27 protein-coding genes are annotated in these 25,808 nt (G+C 65.3%); 25 read left to right on the forward strand and 2 right to left on the reverse strand.

All coding sequences use genetic code 11. From position 1 onward, the window contains the following. Positions 1 to 19: 19 nt before the first annotated feature. The 8 genes from MJ8_RS08705 to MJ8_RS08740 are packed head-to-tail and all read left to right on the forward strand — an operon-like array spanning position 20 to position 6,308. Entirely contained in the window at positions 20 to 538 is a 519-nt protein-coding gene (locus tag MJ8_RS08705) for a c-type cytochrome (protein ID WP_412177112.1), read from the forward strand. Beyond that, positions 535 to 1,650, forward strand: coding sequence for a hypothetical protein (locus MJ8_RS08710; RefSeq protein ID WP_201414002.1), 1,116 nt, complete (start codon positions 535 to 537; stop codon positions 1,648 to 1,650). The genes MJ8_RS08705 and MJ8_RS08710 overlap by 4 nt, the downstream gene beginning before the upstream one ends. Beyond that, positions 1,643 to 2,092, forward strand: a complete 450-nt coding sequence (locus MJ8_RS08715) for a hypothetical protein (RefSeq protein ID WP_201414003.1) — start codon at positions 1,643 to 1,645, stop codon at positions 2,090 to 2,092. Before MJ8_RS08710 ends, MJ8_RS08715 begins: the two co-directional genes overlap by 8 nt. Beyond that, on the forward strand, positions 2,089 to 2,841 hold the full coding sequence (locus MJ8_RS08720) for an SCO family protein (RefSeq protein WP_201414004.1): 753 nt from the start codon (positions 2,089 to 2,091) through the stop codon (positions 2,839 to 2,841). The genes MJ8_RS08715 and MJ8_RS08720 overlap by 4 nt, the downstream gene beginning before the upstream one ends. Further along, complete coding sequence (coxB, locus tag MJ8_RS08725) at positions 2,838 to 3,791, forward strand: cytochrome c oxidase subunit II (RefSeq protein WP_201414005.1); 954 nt, start codon at positions 2,838 to 2,840, stop codon at positions 3,789 to 3,791. The genes MJ8_RS08720 and coxB overlap by 4 nt, the downstream gene beginning before the upstream one ends. After that, on the forward strand, positions 3,788 to 5,431 hold the full coding sequence (gene ctaD / locus MJ8_RS08730) for a cytochrome c oxidase subunit I (RefSeq protein ID WP_201414006.1): 1,644 nt from the start codon (positions 3,788 to 3,790) through the stop codon (positions 5,429 to 5,431). Before coxB ends, ctaD begins: the two co-directional genes overlap by 4 nt. Next, on the forward strand, positions 5,428 to 6,063 hold the full coding sequence (locus MJ8_RS08735; RefSeq protein ID WP_201414007.1) for a cytochrome c oxidase subunit 3: 636 nt from the start codon (positions 5,428 to 5,430) through the stop codon (positions 6,061 to 6,063). The genes ctaD and MJ8_RS08735 overlap by 4 nt, the downstream gene beginning before the upstream one ends. Next, positions 6,060 to 6,308, forward strand: coding sequence for a cytochrome C oxidase subunit IV family protein (locus MJ8_RS08740; protein ID WP_201414008.1), 249 nt, complete (start codon positions 6,060 to 6,062; stop codon positions 6,306 to 6,308). Before MJ8_RS08735 ends, MJ8_RS08740 begins: the two co-directional genes overlap by 4 nt. A gap of 289 nt (positions 6,309 to 6,597) precedes the next feature. On the opposite strand, the gene MJ8_RS08745 is transcribed toward MJ8_RS08740, so the two are convergent. Further along, positions 6,598 to 7,773: an acetyl-CoA C-acetyltransferase gene (locus MJ8_RS08745; RefSeq protein ID WP_201414009.1), complete on the reverse strand. Its 1,176-nt coding sequence runs from the start codon at positions 7,771 to 7,773 to the stop codon at positions 6,598 to 6,600. A gap of 134 nt (positions 7,774 to 7,907) precedes the next feature. Here MJ8_RS08745 and MJ8_RS08750 point away from each other — a divergent pair, with 134 nt between their 5' ends. From MJ8_RS08750 to MJ8_RS08815, 14 genes are all read left to right on the forward strand, one after another. Further along, on the forward strand, positions 7,908 to 9,854 hold the full coding sequence (locus tag MJ8_RS08750; protein ID WP_201414010.1) for an acetoacetate--CoA ligase: 1,947 nt from the start codon (positions 7,908 to 7,910) through the stop codon (positions 9,852 to 9,854). Then, positions 9,851 to 11,002: a thiolase family protein gene (locus tag MJ8_RS08755; RefSeq protein WP_201414011.1), complete on the forward strand. Its 1,152-nt coding sequence runs from the start codon at positions 9,851 to 9,853 to the stop codon at positions 11,000 to 11,002. Before MJ8_RS08750 ends, MJ8_RS08755 begins: the two co-directional genes overlap by 4 nt. Next, positions 11,002 to 11,442 carry a Zn-ribbon domain-containing OB-fold protein gene (locus MJ8_RS08760; RefSeq protein ID WP_201414012.1) on the forward strand — a complete coding sequence of 147 codons (441 nt, stop codon included), beginning with the start codon at positions 11,002 to 11,004 and terminating at the stop codon, positions 11,440 to 11,442. The genes MJ8_RS08755 and MJ8_RS08760 overlap by 1 nt, the downstream gene beginning before the upstream one ends. Beyond that, on the forward strand, positions 11,439 to 11,891 hold the full coding sequence (locus tag MJ8_RS08765) for a MaoC family dehydratase (RefSeq protein ID WP_201414013.1): 453 nt from the start codon (positions 11,439 to 11,441) through the stop codon (positions 11,889 to 11,891). Before MJ8_RS08760 ends, MJ8_RS08765 begins: the two co-directional genes overlap by 4 nt. Further along, positions 11,888 to 13,132 carry an MFS transporter gene (locus tag MJ8_RS08770; protein ID WP_201414014.1) on the forward strand — a complete coding sequence of 415 codons (1,245 nt, stop codon included), beginning with the start codon at positions 11,888 to 11,890 and terminating at the stop codon, positions 13,130 to 13,132. The genes MJ8_RS08765 and MJ8_RS08770 overlap by 4 nt, the downstream gene beginning before the upstream one ends. A 52-nt stretch (positions 13,133 to 13,184) precedes the next feature. Further along, positions 13,185 to 14,039: a GntR family transcriptional regulator gene (locus MJ8_RS08775; RefSeq protein ID WP_201414015.1), complete on the forward strand. Its 855-nt coding sequence runs from the start codon at positions 13,185 to 13,187 to the stop codon at positions 14,037 to 14,039. Between the two features lie 200 nt (positions 14,040 to 14,239). Further along, positions 14,240 to 15,016 carry an SDR family NAD(P)-dependent oxidoreductase gene (locus tag MJ8_RS08780; RefSeq protein ID WP_201414016.1) on the forward strand — a complete coding sequence of 259 codons (777 nt, stop codon included), beginning with the start codon at positions 14,240 to 14,242 and terminating at the stop codon, positions 15,014 to 15,016. Positions 15,017 to 15,043: 27 nt separating this feature from the next. Further along, positions 15,044 to 15,703 carry an L-fuculose-phosphate aldolase gene (locus MJ8_RS08785; RefSeq protein ID WP_201414017.1) on the forward strand — a complete coding sequence of 220 codons (660 nt, stop codon included), beginning with the start codon at positions 15,044 to 15,046 and terminating at the stop codon, positions 15,701 to 15,703. 61 nt (positions 15,704 to 15,764) lie between these two features. Further along, positions 15,765 to 16,772 (forward strand): sugar ABC transporter substrate-binding protein, encoded by a 1,008-nt coding sequence (locus tag MJ8_RS08790; protein ID WP_201414018.1) that lies wholly within the window; start codon positions 15,765 to 15,767, stop codon positions 16,770 to 16,772. A 67-nt stretch (positions 16,773 to 16,839) separates the two neighbouring features. Then, positions 16,840 to 18,366: a sugar ABC transporter ATP-binding protein gene (locus tag MJ8_RS08795; protein WP_225248199.1), complete on the forward strand. Its 1,527-nt coding sequence runs from the start codon at positions 16,840 to 16,842 to the stop codon at positions 18,364 to 18,366. Continuing rightward, the gene (locus tag MJ8_RS08800; protein ID WP_201414019.1) at positions 18,363 to 19,394 is read left to right on the forward strand and encodes an ABC transporter permease; all 1,032 of its coding nucleotides are present in this window, start codon (positions 18,363 to 18,365) and stop codon (positions 19,392 to 19,394) included. Before MJ8_RS08795 ends, MJ8_RS08800 begins: the two co-directional genes overlap by 4 nt. Then, entirely contained in the window at positions 19,391 to 20,377 is a 987-nt protein-coding gene (locus tag MJ8_RS08805) for an ABC transporter permease (protein WP_201414020.1), read from the forward strand. The genes MJ8_RS08800 and MJ8_RS08805 overlap by 4 nt, the downstream gene beginning before the upstream one ends. Positions 20,378 to 20,398: 21 nt before the next feature. Further along, positions 20,399 to 21,364 carry a carbohydrate kinase family protein gene (locus MJ8_RS08810; RefSeq protein WP_201414021.1) on the forward strand — a complete coding sequence of 322 codons (966 nt, stop codon included), beginning with the start codon at positions 20,399 to 20,401 and terminating at the stop codon, positions 21,362 to 21,364. Further along, positions 21,361 to 22,128, forward strand: coding sequence for an SDR family NAD(P)-dependent oxidoreductase (locus tag MJ8_RS08815; RefSeq protein WP_201414022.1), 768 nt, complete (start codon positions 21,361 to 21,363; stop codon positions 22,126 to 22,128). The genes MJ8_RS08810 and MJ8_RS08815 overlap by 4 nt, the downstream gene beginning before the upstream one ends. Positions 22,129 to 22,148: 20 nt before the next feature. Here MJ8_RS08815 and MJ8_RS08820 read toward each other — a convergent pair whose 3' ends face one another. Further along, positions 22,149 to 23,645 carry an HAL/PAL/TAL family ammonia-lyase gene (locus tag MJ8_RS08820; protein WP_201414023.1) on the reverse strand — a complete coding sequence of 499 codons (1,497 nt, stop codon included), beginning with the start codon at positions 23,643 to 23,645 and terminating at the stop codon, positions 22,149 to 22,151. A gap of 208 nt (positions 23,646 to 23,853) precedes the next feature. Between MJ8_RS08820 and MJ8_RS08825 the strand changes: the two genes are divergently transcribed. The 3 genes from MJ8_RS08825 to MJ8_RS08835 all read left to right on the forward strand — a co-directional run bounded on the left by MJ8_RS08825 (position 23,854) and on the right by MJ8_RS08835 (position 25,555). Further along, positions 23,854 to 24,342, forward strand: coding sequence for a carboxymuconolactone decarboxylase family protein (locus MJ8_RS08825; protein WP_201414024.1), 489 nt, complete (start codon positions 23,854 to 23,856; stop codon positions 24,340 to 24,342). 59 nt (positions 24,343 to 24,401) lie between these two features. Then, positions 24,402 to 25,208: a sigma-70 family RNA polymerase sigma factor gene (locus MJ8_RS08830; RefSeq protein ID WP_263649701.1), complete on the forward strand. Its 807-nt coding sequence runs from the start codon at positions 24,402 to 24,404 to the stop codon at positions 25,206 to 25,208. A gap of 77 nt (positions 25,209 to 25,285) precedes the next feature. Further along, a complete protein-coding gene (locus MJ8_RS08835; RefSeq protein ID WP_225248201.1) occupies positions 25,286 to 25,555 on the forward strand; it encodes a hypothetical protein in 270 nt (89 codons plus the stop codon). Positions 25,556 to 25,808 lie beyond the last annotated feature (253 nt).

A 25,808-nucleotide genomic window follows, 5' to 3' on the forward strand; every position in this document is an offset into this window, starting at 1 on the left:
CGCCCTGCGCGTCGCGATCATGTTCGGCGCGCTGCTCGTCGCCGGCTGCCGGCAGGACATGGAGGACCAGCCGCGCTACGATCCGCTGGAGGCGAGCAACCAGTTCGCCGACGGTATGTCGGCCAGAACGCCGGTGGCGGGAACCGTGGCGCGCGACACCGATCTGACGCCGGTCCCGGACAGAATTCCCTATCCAATCACGATCGAACTGCTGCAGCGCGGCCAGCAGCGTTTCGACATTTTCTGCTCGCCCTGCCACGGCCGCACCGGCGACGGCCGCGGCATGATCGTTGAGCGTGGCTTCCCGGCGCCGCCGAGTTATCACCAGGACGCGTTGCGCAAGGCCTCCGACCGGCATTTCTACGATGTCATCACCAACGGCTATGGCGCCATGTATTCCTACGCGGCGCGGGTGCCGCCGCAGGATCGCTGGGCGATCGTCGCCTATATCCGCGCGCTGCAATATTCACGCGACGCTCCAGTCGCCGAACTTCCGCAAAGCCTGCGCGCGCGGCTCGAAGCGGAGGCATCGCCATGAGCCGCCTCGAGCAGGGCTTTGCGGTCGTCGGCATCGCGGGTCTTGTCCTCTGCGCCCTTGGCGCGCCGCTCGATGCCAAAGCGATGCTGGGCGCCTGGCTCGCGGCGGCTCTCTTCGCGCTCAGCCTGTCGCTCGGGGCACTGACCATTTTGATGGTGCACGGGCTGACCGGCGGACGCTGGGGCGAGGCGGTCCGTCAGCCTTTGCGGATCATGATCGCGATGCTGCCGTTTGCGCTCGTCTTGCTCCTACCCGTGCTGATGAGGCTCGATCTGGTCTTTCCTTGGGCTGGCGCGGACCCGGCGATGCTTTCTGAGAAGGTTCGTGAGAAGCTCGCTTATCTCAACGTGCCGTTCTTCCTGCTGCGCTTCGCCTTCTGTGCCGCAATCTGGCTCTTCCTCACTTGGATTGTGCTCGATGCGACAGGCGATGAGACCAGTTCGAACCACCGCAGCGGCAAAAGATTCGCTCTTGGCCTCATTCCTCATGCGCTTGCTGTCAGTGTCTTTTCGATCGACTGGATGCTGTCGCTCGAGCCGGAATTCACCTCGACAATCTATGCACTCTGCGAAGCGTCGGCCGAAGTTGTCGGAGCATTCGCCATGGCGATTTTGATCCTGGCCGCAAATCGGGCGGTCGAGATCCTGCCGGGCGGAGACGAGGAAACCACGTTGAGCGAAGACCTTGCCAACATGCAATTCGGCTTCGTGCTGACCTGGATCTATCTTGCGTTCATGCAATGGCTGGTGGTCTGGGGCGGCGATCTGCCCGATGAGATCCATTGGTACGTCATCCGTGGCGACAATGGCTGGCAATATCTGCTTTATGTGCTGATTGCGTTGCAGGTGGCTGCCTTTGCCGGCCCGCTCAACCGGGGTCTGAAGCGCAGCCATGCCGGTCTGGTCTGGCTCGCCGGAACCACACTGGCCGGCCATTTCGCCGATGTGTTCTGGCGAATCCGCCCACCGCTTTTCGTTGGCGGCCCGCTGGCGCTATGGCATGACGCCGCTGCCTGGATTGGAGTGGGCGGACTGTGGTTAGCGCTGTTGCTCTTCCTGCTCCACAGGCCGGACAGGATCGTCTGGTGGAAGCGGGAAATTGCCCATGGCTAAGGCGCAGCGCCATCCCGAGACACGCGATGTCCAGCCACGGGTGCTGCTCGCCTTCGGTGGCGGGCTGTTGGTGTTTCTGGCCCTGGCCGCGATCGGCATGAAGCTCGTCTTCAACACCACGCCAAGCTGGCTGCCGCAATCCGAGAACGCCAACCCGGCAGCTCCCGATTTGCAGAGCGCGCCAAGGCAGGATCTCGTCAACTTCCGCGCCGAGGAGGACCGCCAGCTGAAAATGCTTGGATGGGTCGACCGCAATGCCGGCATCGCACGCATTCCGATCGACGACGCCATGTGGGCAGTGGTCAGCAAAGGGCTGCCAGATTGGTCACAGCCGGGTGCCACAGCTTCGGAACCGAACGATTGCAATCTGCTCTCGGCCGCGGCTCCACGAACGCCTCAGGCCGTGAAATGCCAGTTGCAAAGCGGCGGGGCAGGGCGATGAGAAGCCTCCTGGTCGCTTTTTGCCTGCTTGTGGCCGGCGCGGCCCCCGCCGCCGGGCGACCGACATTCGATCCGAAGCTTGGAGCGCAATTGACTCTGGACCGCGAATTGGTCGACGCCGGCGGCCGGAAGCAGACGCTTGGCGAAACGCTGGGCGGCCATCCGGCGTTGGTTATCTTCGGTTACGACAAATGCCCGAACCTGTGTGGCGTCACCCAGCAGGCCGTCGCCTCCGACCTGAAGAAGACCTCGCTTGACGCGGCGGATTACCGCGCGCTGTTCATCTCGATCGATCCGGAAGAGACACCGGCCGACGCAGCCGCGGCGCAAGATGAGATCGCCTCCGCTGCCGGTCCGGCAGGCCTTCCCGCCTGGCGTTTCCTGACCAGCCGCGATGGCGCCGGCGCTGCGCTCGCCAGCGAGGCCGGCCTCACTTTCGATCGGCGCAAGGGCATCGATCAGTTCGTCCATCCGATCGCGGTTATCGCGCTCACACCGTCAGGCCGAATTTCACAGGTGCTGCCGGCGCTGACCTTCACGCAGCGCGACCTCGAGCTTGCGCTGGTCGAAGCGTCGGAAAACAGGCTCGGGTCGATCGCCGATCACATCTTCCTGCTCTGTGCCGGGTTCGACAGTTCGAAAGGCCAGTATACGCCGGCGATCTGGGCGGCGCTGAAAGTGGCCAGCCTGGCAACGCTGCTTGGCCTCGGCGCAACCGTACTCTGGCAGAGCTGGGGGAGGGCCAGGTGAGCTTCGGCATCCCCTTCTTCCCGCAGGAAGCATCATCGGAAGCCGGCCAGGTCGACGCGCTTTTTTATACGCTGCTCGTTTTTTCAGTCGTTCTCGGGCTGGCGCTTACCGGTCTCGTCGTCGGCTACGCCGTGAAATACCGCGTCGGCTCCAAGGCGGATCGAACGGGCAAGCGTTCCCGCAGCCTGCCGCTCGAAATGAGCTGGACGATCGCCAGCCTGGTCATCGCCTTCATCTTCTTCGGCTGGGGCGCGGCGCTTTTCGTTCGCCGCGACCATCCGCCGGCTGACGCGCTCGAGATCAACGGCATTGGCAAGCAGTGGATGTGGGAGTTCAGGCAACCCGGTGGCCAGCGCGAGATCAACGAACTGCACGTCCCCGTCGGCAAGGCCGTCGTCGTGTCGCTCGCCGCGCAGGACGTCATCCACTCCTTCTACGTGCCGGCCTTCCGCATCAAGCAGGACGCGGTGCCGGGCCGCACGACGCATATCTGGTTCGTCGCCACCGAGCCCGGCCGCTATCACTTGTTCTGCGCCCAGTATTGCGGCACCCAGCACTCCGAAATGGGCGGCTGGGTGACGGCGATGGCGCCCGAGCAATATGCCGCGTGGCTGAACAGCCAGGGCGAAGGCGAGACGCTAGCCGCGGGCGGCGAGAAATTGTTTCGCGCGCTGGGCTGTTCCGGCTGCCACGGCGCGAGCAGCAAGGTGAGGGCACCGGCGCTCGACGGCATCTTCGGCCGACCGGTGGCGCTCGACAATCAGCAGACGGTCATCGCCGACGAGCGTTACCTGCGCGACTCCATCCTCAACCCGAAGAAAGAGATCGCCGCCGGCTACGAGCCGGTCATGCCGAGCTTCGACGGCCTCATCGACGAAGGCGAGCTGCAGATGCTGCTTGCCTACCTGAAGTCGCTTTCCCCGCAACCAACGGCTGGAGCCAGGCCATGACCAACGCGGCGATGCCTGGCACTTATCTCGGAGAGGGGAGCGGACCTCGCGCGTGGCTGCTGACCACCGACCATAAACGCGTCGCGTGGCTCTATCTCATTTCGCTGACGGCCTTTTTCTTCCTCGGCGGCGCCATGGCCGTGCTGATGCGGATCGAGCTGGCGACGCCGGCCGGCGACCTCGTCTCCGACGATGTCTACAACCGGCTGTTCTCGCTGCATGGCATCATCATGGTCTGGTTCTTCCTGGTGCCGTCGATCCCGGCGACGCTTGGCAATTTCCTTTTGCCGCTGATGATCGGCGCGCGCGACCTCGCCTTCCCGCGGCTGAACCTCGCCAGCTGGTATGTATTCATCTTCGGCAGCCTGTTCGCCTTGTTTGCGGTGGTGGCCGGCGGCGTCGACACCGGCTGGACTTTCTACACGCCGCTGTCGACGCTCTATGCCAATGGCTGGGTCTCGACCGCGGCCTTCGGCGTCTTCATCGTCGGCTTCTCGACAATCATGACCGGCATCAACTTCATCGTCAGCGTACACACGCTGCGCGCGCCGGGACTCACCTGGTTTCGCCTGCCGATCTTCGTCTGGACGCTCTACGCCACCAGCCTGGTCATGGTGCTGGCGACCCCGGTGCTCGCCGCCTCGCTGATCCTGATCGTGCTGGAGCGCGTCTTCGGCATCGGCATCTTCAATCCCGATCTCGGCGGCGACCCACTGCTCTTCCAGCATCTCTTCTGGTTCTACTCGCACCCGGCCGTCTACATCATGATCCTGCCGGGCATGGGCGTGGTGTCGGAAGTGCTGCCGTGTTTCAGCCGCCGGCCGCTGTTCGGCTACAAGGCGGTGGCGATCTCGTCGATGGCGATCGCGGTCTTCGGCTTCCTGGTTTGGGGGCACCACATGTTCGTCAGCGGGCAGTCGGCCTATGCCGGCGTGGTGTTCTCGTTCCTGTCCTTCTGCGTCGCGATCCCGTCGGCGATCAAAGTCTTCAACTGGAGCCTGACGCTGCGCAAGGGCGAGATCAGCTTCGAGACGCCGATGCTCTATGCGCTGTTCTTCCTGGCGCTGTTCACCTTCGGCGGGCTGGCTGGACTTTTTCTCGCGGCGCTCGCGGTGGATGTCCATGTCCACGACACCTACTTCGTCATCGCGCACTTCCACTACATCATGGTCGGCGGCATGGTGACCGCTTATATGGCCGGCCTGCATTTCTGGTGGCCTAAGCTGACCGGCCGCATGTATTCGGAAACGGCGGGGCGGATCGCGGCGACCGTCACCTTCGTCGGCTTCAACCTGACATTCTTCCCACAATTTGTGCTGGGCTTCGACGGCATGCCGCGGCGCTATCACACCTATCCGCCTGAGTTCCAGTTCTGGAACGTCTTGTCCTCGGCAGGCGCGGTTGTGCTGGCGATCGGCTATCTGATGCCGTTGTTCTATCTAGGCTGGTCGCTGTTTCGCGGGGTCCGCGCGCCCGACAATCCGTGGAACGCCACCGGGCTCGAATGGCAGACGGGTTCGCCGCCGCCGCCGCATAATTTCGAAACCATGCCGGTCGTGACGCGGCCGGCCTATGCCTATGACATGAAGGGGCTCGAGCACGAGCGCTTCAGCCCACACCGGGAGGAAGCAGCGGGATGAGCGGCACGGAAAGCATCGCTTTCGACACGCCCCAACGCGAACGGCGCGCCGACACTTTCGCCATGTGGGTGTTCATCGGCTCCGAAGCGATGCTGTTCGGCGCGATCTTCCTGGTCTTCCTTGTCGCCCATATCGATTTCGGACCTGCCTTCGCCGCCGCCTCGAAGCGCCTTTCGCTGCCGCTCGGCACGTTCAACACCGCGGTGCTGATCACCAGCAGCTTCACCATGGCATTAGCGCATATGCTTGCGCTTCAGAGACGTTGGCGCGCCACGGTCTGGGCGCTGGTCGCGACCGCGGCGCTGGGCGCGTGCTTCCTGGTCGTGAAGGGAATCGAATACGGCAAGGAAATCCGCGAAGGACTGGCGCCGCTTCTCGGCCTGCCGTTCACTTATGCCGGGCCGGATCCGACCCATGCCGAATTCTTCTTCGGCCTCTATTTCGCGATGACCTCGCTGCATGCGCTGCACCTGATCGGCGGCATCGTCGTCATCGCCGGCATGATCGCGCTCTGGCGGACCGCCGGCCCTGCCAACCGGCTGCGCCGGGTGGTGGCCGTCGGCCTCTACTGGCATTTCGTCGACATCATCTGGGTGTTCATGTTCCCGGTCCTTTATCTGATCAACCGATGAGCGAATTGCGCAAACTCACCTTCGCCTATCTCGGGCTGCTCGCGCTGCTGGCGCTGACGGTCGGCTCATCCTTGATCGATCTCGGCGGTTTCAACGTCGCGCTCAACCTGGCGATCGCCGCTGCGAAGGCTGCCCTGATTGGCCTGCTATTCATGCATCTGACCGGGACGTTGCCTCGGCTTGCTGTTGCGGCCACCGGGCTTTGGCTGATTATCCTATTCGGATTGACTGTGATCGGCCGGTAGCCCGCGCCAGTTTCCAGATCGTGATGGCGTTTCGTTGAATCGCCCTCACGATCTAACTCTTTGTTGGAGCATGATCTTTCTCCGAAAACCGGTTCCCACTTTCGGGGTCATGCTCTAGGCAAACACGCCCAGAAGCCGCCATTCAGTTGCCGGCCAATTGCGGTCGATAGCCACCGATCCCAAGGCCTTTTGTGTATGATCGCGCGTGTGCCGCGTCACGTCATGCCCGATGCCATTTGTGGGTGAAGCGCATCTCCGTTCAAACCCGAGCGTATATGATCGCCCCTGCTCACCGCTCCAGGCAGATCGCCACGCCCTGGCCGCCGCCGATGCAGAGCGAGGCGAGGCCCTTCCGCGCATCACGGCGGATCATCTCGTGAAGCAGCGTCACCACGATGCGGCAGCCGGAGCCGGCCAGCGGATGGCCGAGCGCGATGGCGCCACCGCTCAGGTTGATGATGCCCTCGTTCCAGCCCATCTCTCGGTTGACCGCAATGGCCTGTGCGGCGAAGGCTTCGTTGATTTCCATCACGTCAAGGTCGGCCGCGCGCCAGCCGGCTTTGTCGAGCGCCAGGCGTGAGGCGGCGACGGGACCGAGACCCATGTCCATCGGCTCGACGCCGGCGGAAGCGTAGGACGCGATGCGGGCGAGGGGCGTCAGCCCGAGTTCGGTCATCCGCGCCTCCGACATCACCAGGACCGCGGCGGCGCCGTCGTTGAGGCCGGATGAGTTGCCGGCCGTGATCGTCCCCGCCGCATCGAAGACCGGCCTCAGCCGGCCAAGGCCTTCCATCGTGGTGGTGGGATTGGGGTGCTCGTCGCGCTCGATGACGACATCGCCTTGCCTTGTCTTGATCGACACCGGAACGATCTCGTCGTCGAATCTGCCGGACTGGATGGCGGCGTCCGCCTTTTCCTGTGAACGCAGCGCGAAACGGTCCTGTCCCTCGCGGGTGATCCGGTAGCGCTGCGCCAGCGACTCGGCGGTAACGCCCATATGCACCTGATGGAAGGCGTCCCACAGCCCGTCGGTGATCATGGAATCCTTGACGGTGCGGTCGCCCATGCGGATGCCGGCGCGCACACCGTCGATGAAATGCGGCGCCGAGGTCATCGAATCCTGCCCGCCGGCGATCACGCAATCGGCGTCGCCGCAGCGAATGGCTTGCGCGGCGAGATGGATCGACTTCTGGCCAGCGCCGCACACCTTGTTGACGGTCATTGCGGGAACGCTGACCGGAAGGCCAGCCTTGAGCGCGGCCTGCCGCGCCGGGTTCTGCCCGGCGCCGCCGGTCAGCACTTGGCCCATGATCACCTCGCTGACGGAATCGGGCGCGAGCTGGGTATCGGCAAGCATTGCCTGGATAAGCTGCCCGCCCAGCTCCGCCGCCGACAGGCTGGCGAACGCGCCATTCAGCTTGCCGATGGGCGTGCGCTTGGCGGCAACGATATAAACCGCATCCATTTCCGATCCTCCGCACGTACGATCCACACAGGCGGGATCGCCGCTTGACATTCTGGTTATAACCAATAATCATGAAATGCGTCGGCAGGCAAGGTCGCGGCATCGAGCCCGGCCTGCGTTGCGGGAGGAAATCCATGTCATCCGTGCTTTGGACGCCGGCGCCGGCCGCGTTCCAATCATCCAACCTTGCGCGCTTTTCGATGGCCAACGGCTTCGACTCGCGCGAGTACGAGGCGCTGCATCGCTGGTCGATCGGTGATCCCGGGGCCTTCTGGCGGGCGGTGTGGGATTTCGCCGAGGTCGTCGGCGATCCAGGCGCGATCTCCTTCCTGCGCGACGACAATGCGCCGATGACCGGGAGCCGCTTCCTGCCGGAAGCAAAGCTCAATCTTGCGGAAAACCTGTTGCGTGGCGACGGCGAGAGGGTCGCGGTTATCGAGGCCGACGAGGGCGGCCATTTCCGGACCATTACGCTTGGCGAGCTGCGCCGGCTCGTCGCTAGGACGGCCGACGGCCTGCGCGCGGCCGGTATCGGCAAGGGCGATTGCGTCGGTGGCATCCTGCCCAATCGCGTCGAGGGCCTCGTCGCGCTTCTGGCGACGCTCTCCATCGGTGCCATCTGGTCGTCCTGCTCGCCGGATTTCGGCGCCACCGCGATCGTCGACCGCCTCGGCCAGATTGGCGTCAAGGTGTTGTTCGCCGCGCCGCGTTACCGCTATGCGGGGAAGGAGCACGACATTTCCGGCAGGCTGGCCGAGATCGTCGCCGCGATGCCGACGGTCACGACGCTGGTGCTGACGGGCGAGCCGGGCTTTCGGCCAAACTGCGCGGCGGATTGCATTTCGTTCGACCATTTCGGCGGCGACGCTCCGCTCAGCTTCGAGCGCGCGCCCTTCGACCATCCCGCCTATGTGCTCTACACCTCCGGCACGACAGGCGCGCCGAAGGCGATCGTCCATCGCGCCGGTGGCGTGCTGCTCCAGCATCTGAAGGAGCACCTGCTGCACGGCGATGTTCGCCCCGGCGACGTCATGAGCTGGTACACCAACACCGCCTGGATGATGTATCACTGGTTGATCTCAGGCCTCGCCTGCGGCGCGAGCGTGGTGCTCTATGACGGCGCGCCGATCCTGAAATCGGCCGATGGCCTCGACCCCAGTCCGCTATGGACGATGGCCGAGCGTGCCCGCGTCACGCATTTCGGCACCAGCCCGAAATATCTGGCCACGCTTGCCGCCGAAAATTACGCGCCGGGGCGCCTGCACGACCTTTCGCCGCTGCGCTCGCTGCTGTCGGCCGGCGCGCCGGTTTCTCCAGCGCAGTTCGACTGGGTCTACGAGCATGTGAAGCGCGACATGATCTTCTCCTCCATTTCCGGCGGCACCGAGATCATCGGCTGCTTCCTGCTGGGATCGCCGATCCATCCTGTGCGGCGCGGCGAGCTGACGGTGAAGGGGCTTGGTCTGGCAGTCGCGGTGATGGACGAGCGCAATGCGCCGGTGATCGGCCGCCAGGGCGATCTCGTCTGCACCGAGCCCTTCCCGTCGATGCCGCTGACCTTCTGGGGCAAGGACGGCGACGAGCGCTATCACGCCACCTATTTCGCCGCGCGCCATGAGATCTGGACGCATGGCGACGTGGCTGAGATGACCGCTTACGGCTCCGGCGTCATCCACGGTCGCTCGGACACGACGCTGAAGCCCGGCGGCGTGCGCATTGGCACGGCGGAAATCTATGCCGCCTGCGAAAACTTTGCCGAGATCGAGGATTGCCTGGTCTTCGGCGCGCCGGTCGAAGGCGACGAGGAAATCGTGCTCTGCGTCAAGCTCAATGACGGCTATGCGTTGACCCCAGAGCTTGCCGCGCAAATCCGCGGCGCGATCCGCGAAGGGGCCTCGCCGCGCCATGTGCCGCATCGCATCCATGCGGTGCAGGCGGTGCCCTATACGCTGAACGGGAAACGCGTCGAGGGCGCCGCCCGCACCACGTTCGAAGGCAAGCCGGTCAAGAACATGGCTTCGCTCGCCAATCCGGCATGCCTGGAGGAATACCGCACGCTCGACCGGAGCAAGGCGGCATGAGCCGGCCGACGGGAGCGATCGTCGGCATCGGCGAGCTGAGGCCGCAGCGCCTGACCAGCGGCGTGACGACGCTGGAGATGATCGCCGAGGTCTCGCGCCTGGCAGTGCTCGATGCCGGGCTCGAGCCGGCGGCGATCGATGGGCTGCTGGTCGGGCCGCAGGGCGGCGAGACGCCGCAGCATGTGCCGGCAACGATTGCCGAATATCTCGGGTTGGCGCCGACCATGGCCAATGTCGTGGACCTCGGCGGCGCATCCGGCGCCGGCATGGTCTGGCGCGCGGCGGCCGCGATCGAGGCCGGCATGTGCGAGACAGTGCTGTGCGTGCTCGCCAACAACCGCGAGCAGACGCTGCCCCGTTCTCCCAACCGCAATCCGATCCGCGAGTTCGACGTGCCGTTCGGCGCCTCGGGCGCCAACATCTCCTATGCGCTGCTGATGCAGGCGCATATGGCCGCATACGGCTCGACCGCGCGGGACTTCGCCCTGATCGCCGCGGCCGCGCGCGCCAATGCGCAGCTCAATCCCGACGCCATCTTCTTCGGCAAGCCGGCCGATGTGGAGGCGGTGCTGGCCTCGCCGATGATCGCTTCGCCGCTGCACCTCCTCGAAATCGTCATGCCGGTCGCCGGCGGCGAAGCGGTCGTCGTCACCTCGGCCGAACGCGCGCGGTCGTTGCGAAAGCCGCCCGTGCATCTGCTCGGCGCCGGCGAGAAGGTCACGCACCGCGCGGTCAGCCAGGCGCCGAGTCTCACCTCCGGTCCGTTGAAGAGCGCCATGGCGCGGGCCTTCCAACAGTCCGGCACGCGGGCCGATGAGATGGACCTTCTGTCGCTCTACGATTGCTACACGATCATGGTCGCGGCCACGATCGAGGATGCCGGCCTTTGCGCGCCGGGCGAGTTCGGCGCGTGGCTCCACGACCACGACCTTTCCCACAAGGGCGACAAGCCGCTCAATACGCATGGCGGCCAGCTCGGCTTCGGCCAGCCGGACCTTGCCGGCGGTATGACCCATGTCGTCGAGGCGGTGCGCCAATTGCGCGGCGAGGCGGGGGAACGCCAGATCGGCAAGGCCCGGCTCGCGCTGGTCACCGGCAATGGCGCGACGATGAGCGAAGCGACAGCGCTCGTGCTGGGAGCCGCCTGATGTCCGTCGATCTCGACACGCTGAAAACCCCTGGCCCGACGATCACCGCGCTGACCAAGCCATTCTGGGATGCCGCCGCCGAGGGCCGGCTGAAAATCCAGCACTGCGAGGATTGCGGCAAGGCCGTCTTCTATCCGCGCCCGATCTGCCCGCATTGCTGGAGCAAGCGTCTGGTCTGGAAAGACGCATCGGGCAGGGGGCGGCTCAAATCCTTTTCCGAGGTGCACAAGCCCGGCCATCCCGGCTGGCTGCCGGCAGCACCCTACGTGGTCGGCCTGGTCGAATTGGCCGAAGGCCCGACGATACTGAGCTTCATCTTGCCCGGCACACGGCCGCTACAGGTCGGGGACATGCTGCTTCTTGCTCCGACCGCCATCGGCGGCCGTGTCCTGCCGGCCTTCAAACCAGTCGAACCCAGAGCAGAGGAGAAGCCGCAATGAGCACCGAAACGAAGGACGGTTGGGTTGGCGTGGTGAAAGGTCGTCCGCAGGTCGGCGCCTTCGCCGAGCGCACACGGCGCACGAGGATGAGCGACATCGAGGCCTTCACCGAGATGACCGGCGATCGTAATCCGCTGCATTACGACCGTGCGCTGGCCGAGAAGTCGGTGTTCGGCAAGCTGATCGTCCAGGGCGGCGTGACCTCCGGCATCCTCAACGCGCTGGTCGCCGAGGATCTGCCCGGCCCCGGAACCGTGTTCCTCGAAGTGGCCTGGAAGTTCGTCAAGGCCGTCGGCGTCGACGAGGAGATCACCGGCCGCGTGGAGGTCAAGGAAGTGCGCCCCGACAAGCCGATCTGCAAGATCGAGACCAGCGTGCGTAACGGCCAGGGCGAGCTTTGCCTAACCGGCACGGCCACGGTGTTCACCGTTCCGCTGCAAGGCGCGTGAGCCCGGTGGACAACGGCCGGCTTGGCGTTGCGGCCGACGGCGAGCGCTGGCGCGTGCTGTCGCTGCTTTGCCTGGCGGTCGTCCTGTCGCTGACCACCTGGTTTTCGGCGACCGCGATTCTTCCCGAACTGAAGCAGGAGCTGGCGCTGGGCCCGAGCGCCGAGGCGTGGCTAACCAATGGCGTTCAGGTCGGCTTCGTCATCGGCGCGCTGGCGGCGAGCCTGGTCAACCTTCCCGACCTGGTGCGGCTCAGCCGACTGATGGCGGCGGCGGCGCTTGTCGCCGCTTTGGCCAACGCGACGCTTCTGCTCCATCCCGGGCCGGGCGGCGTGATCGCCGCGCGCATCGTCACTGGCGCGGCGCTTGCCGGCGTCTATCCGCCGGCGCTGAAGCTGGTCGCCACCTGGTTCACCCGCGACAGGGGACTGGCGCTTGGGGCGGTCATCGGCGCGCTGACTGTCGGCTCGGCGCTGCCGCATCTCTTCCGCGCGGTCTCGACCGCGCTCGACTGGCGGCCGGTGGTCGCAGCGGCAAGCGTGGCCACCGCGGCCGGCGCGCTGCTCTTCCTGTTGTTCGCGAAAGAAGGGCCCTATCCCTTCGGCAAGGCGGTGTTCGAGCCCTCGCGCATCGGCCAGGTGTTCCGAGAAAAGCCGCTGCTCCTCGCCAATCTCGGCTATCTCGGTCACATGTGGGAGCTCTACGCCATGTGGGCCTGGCTGCTCGCCTACACGCGCGCGGCCTTCGAGGCGCAGGCGATCGGAACCGCCGCCACCGCCTCGCTCGCGACTTTCCTTGTCGTCGCCTCCGGCATCCTTGGTTGCCTGCTCGGCGGCTATCTGTCGGACCGCATCGGCCGCACCGCCACCACCGCCGGCATGATGCTCGTCTCGGGAGGTTGCGCCCTGCTGATGGGCTTTCTCTTCACCGGCCCGCTCTGGCTGTTCGTGCTGGTGGCCATTGTCTGGGGCGTTTCGGTGATCGGCGATTCGGCGCAATTCTCCGCCGCCGTCACCGAGCTTGCCGACCGCCGCTTCGTCGGCACGGCACTGTCGGTGCAGCTCGGCGCCGGTTTCGCGCTGACGGTGTTCGCCATCTGGCTGACCCCACGCTTCGCCGACTTCATTGGCGGCTGGCGCTGGGCCTTCCTGCTCCTGGTTCCCGGACCACTTCTGGGAGTGGCCGCCATGCTATGGTTGCGAAACTTGCCGGAGAGCGTGAAAATGACTGGCGGTCTCCGCTAGGGAGGCGCTGCCGCTCATCTGAGTCGCGGCAAATGAATTGCGGCAGGACCGGATGGAACAAGCAACCAGAACGCGCGGACGTCCTCGTTACGATCAGGAAGATGCCGAGGCGGCCGAGGCCTTCCGCTCGATCGGCTCCAAGGTCCAGCTCAACCGCGACGAGGCGGCGCCGCTCTGGGTGCAGTTGCGCAACCAGGTCGAGGAAGCGATCAACACCGGCCTGCTGGCCGCCAATTCGCGCATTCCTTCGGAACAGGCGCTCTGCGATTTCTTTGGTGTGTCGCGTCCCGTCGTGCGCGCCGCGATCGGCTCGCTCTCCAACGAAGGCCGCATCATCAAGATGCCGCGCAAGGGCATGTTCGTCGCAGCACCCCGCGAGCATGTCGACTTCATGACCGCCAATCTCGGCGTGTTCGACGACCTGACCGCCAAGGGCCACAAGGTCTCGACCCGCACGCTGGAGATCTACCGCTGCCCCCCGAGCGAGAAAGAATCCAAAGTCTTCGGCATTCCCGCCAGTGGCAGCGTGGTCCGCATCAGCCGCGTCTACATGACCGATGGCGCGCCGATCACCATGACGCGCATCAGCTTGCCGGGACATCGGGTGCCGGGTCTGGAGAACATCCTGTCGGAAAACCAGTCGATCTTCGGCACCATCCGCGCCGTCTTCGGCCTGACGGTGAAGCGCGCCGACCGCTGGCTGCGAGCGGCCCTTCCCACCAAGGAAGAGGCCGATCAGATGGGCGTCGCCGCCAACACGCCGCTGATCGAGATCGAGTCGATCGCCTATGACGCCGACGGCGCCGCCCTCGAATATTACGAGGCCTTCTACAACTCCTCCGTCGCGCGCATCCACATGGCGGTCGAGCAGCCTTCGGCGACCGTGAACGGTGTCGACCGCACCTGAATTGGGCCTATCAAAAAAGATTCTGTTTTCTGGTTATAACCAGATTGACGGACCCGGGAAGCTTCTGTAACGTCCCTGTCATGGGGTCGGGAGGAGCCTGACCCCGGAGGCATTATCAGGACCGGTCGGCTTGCGGCGCTGCCTCGGCGGCGAGGGCGAAGTTTTGCCCGCGATCGAGCCTGTCCTGATGGAGGATGTGCATGGATTATCGGTCGCAATTCGACCTGACGGGCGAGGTCGCCGTCGTCACCGGCGGCGCCAGCGGGATCGGTCTCGAGGGCGCCAAGGCGCTGGGGACTTGCGGCGCGAGGGTCGTCCTGCTCGACATGAATGCGGAAGGACTGAAGGCTGCTGCGGATGAACTGCGGGCCGCTGGGGTCGCAAGCGTCGAGGGCCGCGTGCTTGACGTCACCGATCCGCAAGCCGTCGAGACGATGGCTGCTCAAGTCGCCGCGGACTTCGGCAAGGTCGATATCCTGGTCAACAGCGCCGGCATCGCGCGCCTCAACACCGCGTTGGATACGCCGGACGAGGAATGGCGCCTGGTGATGGATGTCAACGTCAATGGCGTCTACTGGGCTTCGCGCGCCTTCGGGCGTTCGATGGTCGCCCGCAAGAAAGGCTCGATCGTCAATCTGGGCTCGATGTCGGGTCTGATCATCAACCGCCCGCAGACGGCGCCGTCCTACATGGTAAGCAAGGGCGCCGTGCACATGATGACCAAGGCGCTCGCGGTCGAGTGGGCGAAATCCGGGGTGCGCGTCAACGCGCTGGCGCCGGGCTATGTCGGCACCGAGATGACGCTGAAGATGCGCGAGCGTCCCGAACTCTTCAACACCTGGATCGACATGACGCCGATGGGGCGCTTGGGCACGCCGCAGGAGATCGCCTCGGCGATCCTGTTCCTGGCGTCGCCAGCCTCGAGCTACGTCACCGGTGCCATCCTGTCGATCGATGGCGGCTACACGGCCTGGTAACGGGGCGGACAAGGATTGGAATATCGCATGACCCTTTCGGACCTCGAGGCGCGCCAGGCCATCATCGATGCCTGCATCGAGATGAACGCGCTGGGCATCAACCAGGGCACATCCGGCAACATCAGCCGGCGCCATGGCGAGGGCATGCTGATCTCGCCGACCAGCACGCCCTACGACACGCTGCAGCCGGAAGACATCGTATTCATGGGCTGGGATGGCGAGGTCGATGGACGCCTGCCGCCATCGAGCGAATGGCGTTTCCATCTCGATATCTTGAAGGCGCGGCCCGAGGTCAACGCCGTCGTCCACGCGCATCCGACCTACTGCACGACCATCGCCATCATGGGCCGGAAGATACCAGCGATCCACTACATGGTCGCGGTCGCCGGCGGCAGCGACATACGCTGCGCGCCCTACGCCACCTTCGGCACCGCGGAGCTTTCGGCGCATGCGGTGGAGGCGCTGCGCGACCGCAAGGCCTGCCTGCTTGCCCAGCACGGCATGATCGCCGTCGGATCGAGCCTTGCCCAGGCGATGTGGCTGGCCGTCGAGGTCGAGACGCTGGCGCGCCAGTATCACGGCGCCCTGCAGATCGGCGAGCCGCCGATCCTGTCCGACGAGGAGATCGAGAACGTCATCAAGCGCATGGCGAGCTACGGCCTGCGCGACAAGGACGCCGCCGCCTAAGCGGTGGACCATGGTTTCGCATATCCTCCGGGAAGGCCCGGAGCGATCAACAAGGGAGGAAATGAAAATGACCAGATCCATGAAAGGCCTCGTCAAGGCGCTCGCCCTGGGGTTGGCGGCGGCTTGCAGCCTTGCCGCCGTCGCCGGCGCGAACGCCGAGGAGCTTTCGCTGAAGGGCAAGCGCATCGGCGTCTCCGCTATCGGCACCGACCATTATTGGGACCTGATGGCGTTCAAAGGCATCCAGGACCGCGTCAAGGAGCTCGGCGGTGAAGTCATCGCGCTCGACGCCGGCCGCAAGGACCAGCAGCAGATCGCGCAGCTGCAGACGCTGATCGCGCAGAAGCCCGACGCCATCATCGAGCAGCTCGGCAACCTCGAGGTGCTGAACCCGTGGCTGCAGAAGATCCGCGACGCCGGCATCCCGCTGTTCACGGTCGATACCGCCACGCCGCATGCCATCAACAACACCACCTCCAACAACTACAATATCGGCGCCGAGATCGCCTTGCAGATGGTCGCCGACATGGGCGGCAAGGGCAATGTGCTGGTCTTCAACGGCTTCTACAGCGTGCCGGTCTGCAAGATCCGCTACGACCAGCTGAAATATGTGCTGACCTCGTTCCCGGATGTGAAGATCGTCGAGCCGGAATTGCGCGACGTCATCCCGAACACGGTGCAGAGCGCCTATTCCAACGTCACCGACATGCTGACCAAGTCGCCCGAGAAGGGCTCGATCGGCGCGGTCTGGGCCTGCTGGGACGTGCCGCAGATCGGCGCCACGCAGGCGGTCGAAGCCGCCGGCCGCAACGAGGTCAAGACCTACGGCATCGACGGCAGCCCCGAAGTCATCAAGATGGTGATGGATCCGAAGTCGTCGGCGGGCGCCGTTGCGGCGCAGCAGCCTTATGAGATCGGCAGGACCTCGGTCGACAACGCCGCCAAATATCTGGCCGGCCAGAAGGTGCCGCCGTTCACTTTCGTGCCTTCGGTGCTGATCAACAAGGAAAATGCCGCCGAAAAAGGAAAGCCGTTCCTCGACGCCGCCGAGAAGGCCGGCGTTAAATAGGACGGAACGAAACGACGGGCGGCCCGCCTATGCGGCTGCCCGTCACATCCAACCGGGATTGACGGCTATGCAGACAGCAAAGCATGACATTGCTGTATCGATGACGGGCATATCGAAACGGTTCGGTCCGGTGCGCGCGCTGGAAAACGCGAACCTCGAGATCGTGCGCGGCTCGATCCTCGGCCTTGTCGGCCAGAACGGCGCCGGCAAGTCGACCATCATCAAGGTGCTGGCCGGCATCATCAAGCCTGACAGCGGCTCGATCGTCATCAATGGCGAAACCGTCAGCGCGCTGACGCCGGCTTCGGTCGAAAAGCTCGGCGTGCACTTCATCCACCAGGACCGGTTGCTGGTGCCGACCGCGACCGTCGGCGAAGCCGTGTTCCTCGGCCACGAAATCGGCCTCGGCCCGTTCGTCAGCCGCCGCGCCATGGAGCGCCGCGCGGCCGATTTGCTGAAGCGGTTCTTCGGCATGGAACTGCCGGCGGGAACGCTTGTGAAAGACCTGACCACGGCGCAGCAGAAGGTCGTCCAGATCACCCGGGCTCTGGCGCAAAAGGCGTCGGTGCTGGTGCTTGACGAACCGACAGCGGCGCTCGTCAAACGCGAGGTCGACAGCCTGTTCGGGGTGCTGCGCCGGCTGCGCGACGACGGCATCGCGGTGGTCTTCATCTCCCACTACATGCAGGAGATCGAGAAGCTCTGCGACCGCGTCACCGTCATGCGCAACGGCACCGATGTCGGCACGGTCGATCCGCGCCAGACGCCGATCGACGAGATCATTGCGATGATGATCGCCCGCGATGTCGGCGAGATGTTTCCGAAGCGCTCGGTCGAGCTTGGCGCGCCGGTGCTGGAGGTTTCCAATCTGCGGCTTGGCGGCAGCTTCGAGAATATCGGCTTCAACGTCCGCGCTGGCGAGATCGTCGGCCTCACCGGCCTGCTTGGCTCCGGCGCCAAGGAAATCGTGCAATGCCTGTTCGGCCTCAAGACCGCCGATGGCGGCCAGGTCAAGGTCGAGGGCAGGGAGCTGTCGCTGTCGACGCCGGTCAAGGCGGTGCGCGACGGCATCGCCATGCTGCCGGAAGACCGCCGCGCCCATGGTGTCGCGCTTGGTCTTTCGGTGCGCGAGAACATTTCGCTCGCCAGCCTGCGCCGCTATTCCAAGAACGGGTTGGTCAGCCGCGGCAGCGAGAATCAGGCAGTGGACGGTCTGATCAAGGAACTGTCGATCAAGACGCCGCATCGCGACGCGCTGGTGCGCGAGCTTTCCGGCGGTAATCAGCAGAAGGTGGCGATCGCCAAATGGCTGAGCTGCCAGTCGCGCGTCTATGTGCTGGACGAGCCGACGGTCGCCGTCGATGTTGGCGCCAAGGTAGAGATCTACAATCTGTTGAACCGGCTGGCGGCCGAGGGCGCTGCGATCCTGCTTCTGTCCTCCGACCTGCTCGAGCTGATCGGCGTCTGCGACCGCGTGCTTGTCGTCTATCGCGGCAGGCTTGCCGGCAGCTTCTCCGGTCCCGCGATGAACAGCGACGCGCTGCTGGCGGCTTCGTCCGGCGCGCGCTCGAACACCGATGGAGTGGCCGCATGAGCGCGAGCGTTCTCCACACCGAAGTCGGCGTCTCCGACGAAAAGCAAGCAGCCGCCAAGAGCGCCGGCCGCCGCTTTGGCGCGCTCGTCGTGCGGCTTGGCGCGATCGCCGCCTTCGCCGCGATCATGGCTTATTTCGTGATCTTCGCACCGGGCTTCACCTCAACCTTCAACCTGATCAACGTCGTCGAGCAGTCGGCGATCCTGGGCGTGCTCGCCTATGGCATGACGGCCGTCATCATCGGCGGCGGCTCCGATGTCACCGAAGGCGGCATCGACCTTTCGATCGCCGCCAATATGGGGTTGTGCGCGGCGGTCTATGCCACGCTTCTGTCGATGGGCTATGGCGATTTCCTCTCAGTGCTCGCGGCGATCGCCGTCGGCATGGCGGTCGGCGCGCTGAACGCCCTTGCCGTGGTCGGCCTCGGCATCCTGCCGCTGCTCGCGACGCTTGCCGTGCTCAATGTGGCGGCCGGCATGGAACTCACGCTCACTCAGAACACGGTCGTCGGCGCATCCTCCCCGCTGCTCGGCGTGCTGGTGTCGGGCAGCTTCCTCGGCATCTCCGCGCTTGCCTGGGCGTTGATCGTCTTCTCAGCTGTTATGATCGTGGTCGTCCACGGCACGTCGTTCGGTCTCAGGCTCTACGCGGTCGGCGGCCATCCCGAGGCGGCGCGCGCGGCTGGCATCAGCGTGCCGTTCTACGTGTCATTCACCTATGTTCTCAGCGGCTTCTGCGCGGCGGTGGCGAGCATCCTCACCGTCTCGCGCCTGTCGGCCAGCACGCCTGGCTCCGGCGAGCTGCTCCTGTCGGTGCTGGCCGCAGCCCTGCTCGGCACCGTTTTCTCCCGCCGCTTCGTGCCGACCATGGGCGGCACGCTGCTCAGCGTGCTGTTCATCGGCCTGCTCGCGAACGGCTTCCAGCTGCTCAACGTCTCCAGCTACTGGGTCAACGGCGTGCAGGGCGCGCTGATCCTGCTGGTTGTGGCGATCACATCCTTTGCCCGCGGTTCGGAGGGTTCGCGATGAGCGTCTCGGCCAACGACAACACCGCCAAGGCGAGCCTGCGCGGCTTCCTCGCCAAATACAGCGTGCTCATCGCCTTCGCGGCCATCGTCATCTTCTTTTCTGCGGCGAGCCCGACCTTCCTGACGCCGGCCAACCTCTTCAACGTGCTGGTCAACAACGTCGTCATGCTGGCGATCGTGGCGCTGGGTCTCACCATTGTCATCTCGTCGGGTGGCATCGATCTGTCGGTCGGCGTCTCGGTCGACATGGCAAGCATGATCTTCGTCATGCTTCTGGCCGCCGGCTACAGCGGCGTCGTCGGCGTCGCGGGCGGGCTCGGCGCCGCGCTGATCGTCGGCGTGCTGAATGCGATCCTCATCACCAGGCTCAACATCAGCCCCTTCCTGGCCACGCTCGGCGTGCTCTTCATCGGCCAGAGCACGCAGCAGCTCGCGACCAGCGGCGGCCAGCCGATCTATCTCACCAGCGGGTATGCAGCAGACCAGTTCAACGCCATCGCCCGCACCGCCTTGTTGGGGATACCGACTCCGGTCATCGTGCTGATCGTCCTCGTCGTCGCGGTTCATGTCCTGCTGCATCGCTCGGTGTTCGGCCGCTACGTGCAGGCCATGGGCGCGCAGCCCGGCGTAGCCTGGTATTCCGGCATCCGCGTGCCGCGCGAATTGTCGATGGTGCATGTTTTGTGCGCGCTGCTTGCCGGCGTCACCGGCATCCTGCTCTCGGCGACCGTGAAGTCCTACGTGCCGCTCTCCGGCAACGCCTTCCTGCTCGATGCGATCGGCGCCACCTTCATCGGCACGACGCTGAGCCGCGAGCGCAAGCCCTCGGTCATCGGCACGCTGCTTGGCGTGCTGCTGCTCGCCATCGTCAAGAACGGGCTGCTGCTTGTCGGCTGGAATTTCTACTGGCAGCAGGTCGGCATCGGCGTGCTCGTCTTCCTGGTGCTGGCCGCGAGCTTCGGCCTGCGCCGCGCCGCCCATTGAGTTCGAAAGGTCAAGTCAACCATGCCCCAATACGACGTCAGCTCGATCGGTTTCTACGTCCTCGACATCCTGGGGCGGCCGGTCTCGCGCATCCCCGAAGGCGGCCGCGCCGACTATATCGAGGAGATCCGCATGACCGTCGCCGGCACCGCCGGCGCAACCGGCATGGACTGTGCCATTCTCGGCCTGAAGACGCGCGCCGTCACCACGCTCGGCACCGACGATATGGGCGACTGGTTTCTCGCCAAGCTGAAGAAATACGGCCTGGAGACGAGCCTCGTGCGCCGCGACGGCAGCGTCCAGACCTCGTCCACCATCCTGCCGGTGCGGCCGAACGGCGAGCGCCCCGCCTTGCATGTGCCGGGCACCGCCGCCCTGTTCGAGGTCGCCGATGCCGATCTCGATGCCGCGCTCGACGCGACCGTCGTCCATGTCGGCGGCACCGGCCTCTTGAAGCGCTTCGACGGCGAACCGACCGTCAAGCTTCTGAAGCGCGCCAAGGAGCTTGGCCGCGTCACTACCTTCGATCTGATCCAGGCGACGCCGGAGACCTGGAAGCTGGTCGAGCCATGCCTTCCTTACATCGACTATTTCGTGCCCAGCATCGACGAAGCCGGCGAGATGGCGCATGACCGCGATCCGGCCCGCGTCGCCGCTTTCTTCAAGACGAGAGGCGTGAAGAATTGCATCCTGACGCTCGGCGCCGGCGGCGTCCATGTCTCGCCCGAACATGGCGAGGATTTCCATCTGCCTGCCTTCGAGGTCCAGGTCTTCGACACCACGGGCTGCGGCGATTCCTTCACGGCCGGCATTATCGTCGGCATCGTCAAGGGCTGGGATTTGAAACAGTCCGCGCGTTTTGCCAGCGCGGTCGCCGCCAAGGTGGCGATGGGGCTGGGCTCCGACGGCAAACTCGTTTCATTCGACGACACGATCGCGGCGATGAATTCGCTGCCGGTCAAGACATCAAAGGTGGAAGCAGCATGACCATTCTTCCTGAGGCCAAGGGCAAGACGGCTCTCGTCACCGGCGCCAGCCGCGGCATCGGCAGGGCGCTCGCGAAAGGCCTCGCCGAAGCCGGCTTCGACGTCGCCATCACCGATCTGCCCTCGCAGGCGGCGGAACTCGACGTCACCAAGGGCGAGATCGAGGCCGCCGGCCGCAAGGCATATGTCTATACGATGGATGTCAGCAAGAAGAAGGACATCGAAGCGACCGCGCAGGCACTGCTTGAAGCGGCCGGCAGCATCGACGTGCTGGTCAATAATGCCGGCATCCTGAAACCCAGCCTGCTGCAGGATCTCGACGAGGCCAATTGGGACGCGCATTTCGACGTCAACGCCAAGGGCGTGCTGATGATGTGCCAGGCGGTGCTCCCGCATATGCGTGCCAGGAAGTCGGGCAGGGTGATCAACATCGCCTCCATCGCCGGCCGGCAGGGCGTGCCGACGCAGGGCCACTACGCCGCGACCAAGGCGGTGGTGATCACGCTGACTCGCGTGCTAGCGCAGGAAGTCGGCATGGACGGCATCACCGTCAACGCCATCTGCCCCGGCATCATCCTGACCGAGATGGGCAAGAACAATCTGGGCAGCGAAGCGGCGATCCGCCATTGGGAGGAGGTTGCGGCGCTGAAGCGCCTCGGCGCGCCCGAGGACATCATCGGTCCGGTGCTGTTCTTCGCCTCCGATCTGTCGGCCTTCGTCACCGGCCAGGCGCTCAACGTCGACGGCGGTATCTACTACCACTGACGCTCGTAGCGGGGCCTGCGCTACAGCCGCGGCCCCGCGACCATCCTGGCGACGCGCGCCATGTCGGCGCTCATCTCGCGGTCGTCGTCGAGCGGGGCGACGAGCGCCCGCACGGCCTCATAGCTGCGCCGCGGACCTTCGCCCATCGAGTCCAGCACGCCGCGCAACTCCACGCCGGTGGCGGCGAAGATCAGCTCCATCGCCACCAGGTAGCGCAGGCGCTCGATGATTCCCGCCGTCTTGGCCACCACGCGCGGCGCCATCGACGACTGGTCTTCGACGCCGTCGGAGATGGCAAGGGGGCTGAGCGACATTGGATTGGCGAGGTGCCGGATTTCCGCCTCGAGCGCGGCAACCGGCTTCTGCAGTTCGGCGTATCCCTGGCGGCTACCGCCCCGGGCCGACAGGAAGCGCGGCAGTTCCGCCACCGTCGGCGACATCAGCTTCATCGAGCGGTTGGCGGTGCCGACCGCGCAATGCGCCAGCGCCTGGCCGAGGCTTTCCCAGGTCAGCGTGAAGGCGGTGAGGTCGAAATTGCCGTTGGAGACGACGCGCTCGGCCTCGGGCAGGATGACCGGATTGTCACCGGAGTGGCCGAGCTCGATCTCGGTCGCCAGCTTCGCCTGCTCATAGGCATGCAACAGGCCGCCCCACACTTGCGGCACGCAGCGGAAGCTGAGCGGATCCTGCAGTCGCCGCGCGGCATTGTCCCGCCACAACCCGCTGCCCGCAAGTTCCGCCCTTAGCCGCGCGCCGATCTCGCGCTGGCCGAAGGCCGGCCGCGCCGCCAGCGCGTCCTCGTCGATCGCCTTGAGCGACGCGCGGAATGCCTCGTAGTTGAGAGCGACAGCCGCCAGCGACCAGTCGACCAGGCACGCGACCTCTTCGAGCGCCAGACAGGCCGTTCCGGTCGAAAGACTGTTGGCGACGATGATGGCGTGGCCGTCCTTTTCGCGCAGGTCGAGCGGCTCCAGCCCGGCGAGCTTCAGCGCCTCGGCCGACGGCATGATCCGGCCCTGATATTCGCTCTCGCCGTCGCCGCGCAGCGCCCGCGCCAGATGGCCGAGCGGCGCGAGGTCCGCGGCGCCCACCGATCCCCAGCTCGGAATGACCGGATGGACGCCGGCGTTGAGCGCGGCGAGCAGTCCGAGCACCACGCCCTCCGAGGTGCCGGTGCCGCCCGCCGCCATGCCGCAGATGCGTGCCACAATCAGCGCCCGCACCGCCTCGGTGGGCAGCGACGGGCCGGCGCCCATCGAGTGGCTGAGCGGCACGCTGTGCTGGAAGGCGATCAGGTCGGCCTCGGCGAGCGGCGTGTCGACACAGGCGCCGAGCCCGGTGGTGACGCCGTAGAGCGGCTTGCCGAGCTTGGTGAGATGCTCGATTAGGGCGCGGCTTGCGCGGATGCGGCGCATGGCTTCCTCGCCGAGCACGAGCCGGGCATTGCGCCGCGCGATCTCCGCGACATCTTCCGTGCCGAGCGGCCTGGCGTCGAGGACGATCACTCTGGCTGTCATAGGGCTTTCCTGGGCCTCCGGGAATGGCGGCCGAACGAATGCAGGATATCCGGCATCGGAGCCGGCCATTGTCGAAAATCCGCCGTCGCGATTGCCGTTATTTTTCGGCAGTCCGGATAGGCGGCAGGGCGGCGAAATTTCGGCGCCGATGTCACATCGGGCCAAGCCTCGCTCGTCTTGAGGTCGGAAGCAACGAAAGGAACCGACCATGACTGTCAGACTTGACCCCCTTGCCGCCGCCCCTTCGCTGATGAAGGAGTGGCAGCGCGCTTCGCTCGCCATTTCCGGCAGCCTCGATCCGGCGCTTGCCGAGCTTATCGAGATCCGATCCTCGCAGATCAATGGTTGCGCCAACTGCATCAACATGCATTCGACCTATGCCCGCGAGCGCGGCGAGACCGAGCAGCGCATCTATCTGTTGTCGGCTTGGCGCGAGGCGCCGTGCTATACCGATCGAGAGCGCGCCGCGCTCGGCTGGACCGAAGCGCTGACCAGGATTTGCGAAGGCCATACGCATGAAGCGGCCTATGAAGCGCTGAAGCCGCATTTCTCCGAGGAGGAACGCGTGAAGCTCACATTGATGATCAACATAATCAATGGCTGGAACCGCATCGCTGTCGGCTTCGGCGGCTTTGTCGATCCGGCGGCCATCAAGGCATCCAACAAGGCGGCTGCCAACAAGGCTGCCGCGGCTTGACACCGGAGCCGTCCTTTACGGGCGCGGCGGCGGAATTCGAACCGCTGCGCCCGAAGCTGATGCGGGTCGCCTACCGCATGCTGGGCTCTGTCGCCGATGCCGAGGATGTGGTGCAGGAGGCCTTCATCCGCTGGATGCGGACCGAGCGCGCCGAGGTGCGCCAGCCCGAGGCGTTCCTGCGCCGCACGGTAACCAGGCTTTGCCTTGACCAGCTCAAATCCGCGCGCCGTCGGCGCGAGACCTATGTCGGCCCGTGGTTGCCCGAGCCGCTTGTGGAGGAAGACGAGGCGGAGGACGTCACCTTGCCGCTGATGCTGGCGCTTGAGCGGCTTTCGCCGCTCGAGCGCGCCGCCTTTCTGCTGCATGATGTGTTCGGCCTGCAGTTCGAAGAAGTCGCGGCGGAGATCGAGCGCGAACCCGCCGCTTGCCGCCAACTCGCGGCCAGAGCGCGTGAGCATGTCCGCGAGGCGCGGCCGCGCTTCAAGGTCGAGAACCAGCGCGGGCTGGAGATCGCCGAGGCCTTCTTCAACGCGTCGCGCAGTGGCGACATGAAAGCGCTCGGCGCGATGCTCAGCGCCGACGTCACCGCCCACGCCGACGGCGGCGGCAAGCGCCCGGCGGCGACTGAGCCGGCGCTCGGCTTCGAGGCCGTCATGACGCAATACGCGGTCGTGGCGGCGTGGCTGAAGGACAATCCCTCGACGCTCATCCGCTACGGCTTCATCAACGGCCTGCCCGGCTTCGTCACGCAGGAGGTCGATGGTGAGCTCCAGACCACGGCGCTCGACATCGAGGACGGCAAGATCGCGGCGATCTATGTCATGCGCAACCCCGACAAGCTGCGGCATCTGCATCAGCTGCAATAGAAGCGGGAAAGGGGAACTTTTGCTCCGGTGGCGATTTTGGATATGCTGCGGATCCAAATTGCCAGAAGGTTGCTGCCATGACGAAACACTTTGCAATCACCGCGCTCATGCTTGCCGCCGCAGCCGCGATGGCGGGTCCCGCTGCCGCCGGCGAACATCATTACCGCGTTGTCGAGCATGAGCGTTATGTTCCGGCCAGTGACGACATTATCGAGACGCTGTTCGGCGGTCCGCGCTACTACGACCAGCAGATGACCAACACGGCGGCGGGCGCCTGCGCGTATCACCGCGTCGGCCCCGACGCGAATGCGGTGAACGACATCAACGATCACTATTGCGGGAAGTAGATTCCGAGCCGGCGTCCCTCGGGCCGGTTCGGTCAGCCTCGACCCTTGGCGTTTATGGGCCCAGCGGACCTATCGGGGTCGCGGGGGATGATTGTTGTTGGCTGAACCGGCCTCCTCGGAAGATCGGTCGTATCATGAGGGACGGCATCGCACACATTCGATAAAAATATTGTATACAATAATAAAGAAAGATGTTGACAATCTGTCGCGGTCGGTTTCCCTTACGCTATACGCGCAGCCTACGAGCAAAACA

Source organism: Mesorhizobium sp. J8, assembly GCF_016591715.1.
GTDB lineage: Bacteria > Pseudomonadota > Alphaproteobacteria > Rhizobiales > Rhizobiaceae > Mesorhizobium.

Bases quoted from the DNA above. Each gene is read 5' to 3' on its own strand.
- MJ8_RS08705 (WP_412177112.1), top strand. From the start codon at position 20: ATGTTCGGCGCGCTGCTCGTCGCCGGCTGCCGGCAGGACATGGAGGAC.
- MJ8_RS08710 (WP_201414002.1), top strand. From the start codon at position 535: ATGAGCCGCCTCGAGCAGGGCTTTGCGGTCGTCGGCATCGCGGGTCTT.
- MJ8_RS08715 (WP_201414003.1), top strand. From the start codon at position 1,643: ATGGCTAAGGCGCAGCGCCATCCCGAGACACGCGATGTCCAGCCACGG.
- MJ8_RS08720 (WP_201414004.1), top strand. From the start codon at position 2,089: ATGAGAAGCCTCCTGGTCGCTTTTTGCCTGCTTGTGGCCGGCGCGGCC.
- ctaD (WP_201414006.1), top strand. From the start codon at position 3,788: ATGACCAACGCGGCGATGCCTGGCACTTATCTCGGAGAGGGGAGCGGA.
- MJ8_RS08735 (WP_201414007.1), top strand. From the start codon at position 5,428: ATGAGCGGCACGGAAAGCATCGCTTTCGACACGCCCCAACGCGAACGG.
- MJ8_RS08740 (WP_201414008.1), top strand. From the start codon at position 6,060: ATGAGCGAATTGCGCAAACTCACCTTCGCCTATCTCGGGCTGCTCGCG.
- MJ8_RS08745 (WP_201414009.1), bottom strand. From the start codon at position 7,773: ATGGATGCGGTTTATATCGTTGCCGCCAAGCGCACGCCCATCGGCAAG.
- MJ8_RS08750 (WP_201414010.1), top strand. From the start codon at position 7,908: ATGTCATCCGTGCTTTGGACGCCGGCGCCGGCCGCGTTCCAATCATCC.
- MJ8_RS08755 (WP_201414011.1), top strand. From the start codon at position 9,851: ATGAGCCGGCCGACGGGAGCGATCGTCGGCATCGGCGAGCTGAGGCCG.
- MJ8_RS08760 (WP_201414012.1), top strand. From the start codon at position 11,002: ATGTCCGTCGATCTCGACACGCTGAAAACCCCTGGCCCGACGATCACC.
- MJ8_RS08765 (WP_201414013.1), top strand. From the start codon at position 11,439: ATGAGCACCGAAACGAAGGACGGTTGGGTTGGCGTGGTGAAAGGTCGT.
- MJ8_RS08775 (WP_201414015.1), top strand. From the start codon at position 13,185: ATGGAACAAGCAACCAGAACGCGCGGACGTCCTCGTTACGATCAGGAA.
- MJ8_RS08780 (WP_201414016.1), top strand. From the start codon at position 14,240: ATGGATTATCGGTCGCAATTCGACCTGACGGGCGAGGTCGCCGTCGTC.
- MJ8_RS08785 (WP_201414017.1), top strand. From the start codon at position 15,044: ATGACCCTTTCGGACCTCGAGGCGCGCCAGGCCATCATCGATGCCTGC.
- MJ8_RS08790 (WP_201414018.1), top strand. From the start codon at position 15,765: ATGAAAATGACCAGATCCATGAAAGGCCTCGTCAAGGCGCTCGCCCTG.
- MJ8_RS08795 (WP_225248199.1), top strand. From the start codon at position 16,840: ATGCAGACAGCAAAGCATGACATTGCTGTATCGATGACGGGCATATCG.
- MJ8_RS08800 (WP_201414019.1), top strand. From the start codon at position 18,363: ATGAGCGCGAGCGTTCTCCACACCGAAGTCGGCGTCTCCGACGAAAAG.
- MJ8_RS08805 (WP_201414020.1), top strand. From the start codon at position 19,391: ATGAGCGTCTCGGCCAACGACAACACCGCCAAGGCGAGCCTGCGCGGC.
- MJ8_RS08810 (WP_201414021.1), top strand. From the start codon at position 20,399: ATGCCCCAATACGACGTCAGCTCGATCGGTTTCTACGTCCTCGACATC.
- MJ8_RS08815 (WP_201414022.1), top strand. From the start codon at position 21,361: ATGACCATTCTTCCTGAGGCCAAGGGCAAGACGGCTCTCGTCACCGGC.
- MJ8_RS08820 (WP_201414023.1), bottom strand. From the start codon at position 23,645: ATGACAGCCAGAGTGATCGTCCTCGACGCCAGGCCGCTCGGCACGGAA.
- MJ8_RS08825 (WP_201414024.1), top strand. From the start codon at position 23,854: ATGACTGTCAGACTTGACCCCCTTGCCGCCGCCCCTTCGCTGATGAAG.
- MJ8_RS08830 (WP_263649701.1), top strand. From the start codon at position 24,402: ATGCGGGTCGCCTACCGCATGCTGGGCTCTGTCGCCGATGCCGAGGAT.
- MJ8_RS08835 (WP_225248201.1), top strand. From the start codon at position 25,286: ATGACGAAACACTTTGCAATCACCGCGCTCATGCTTGCCGCCGCAGCC.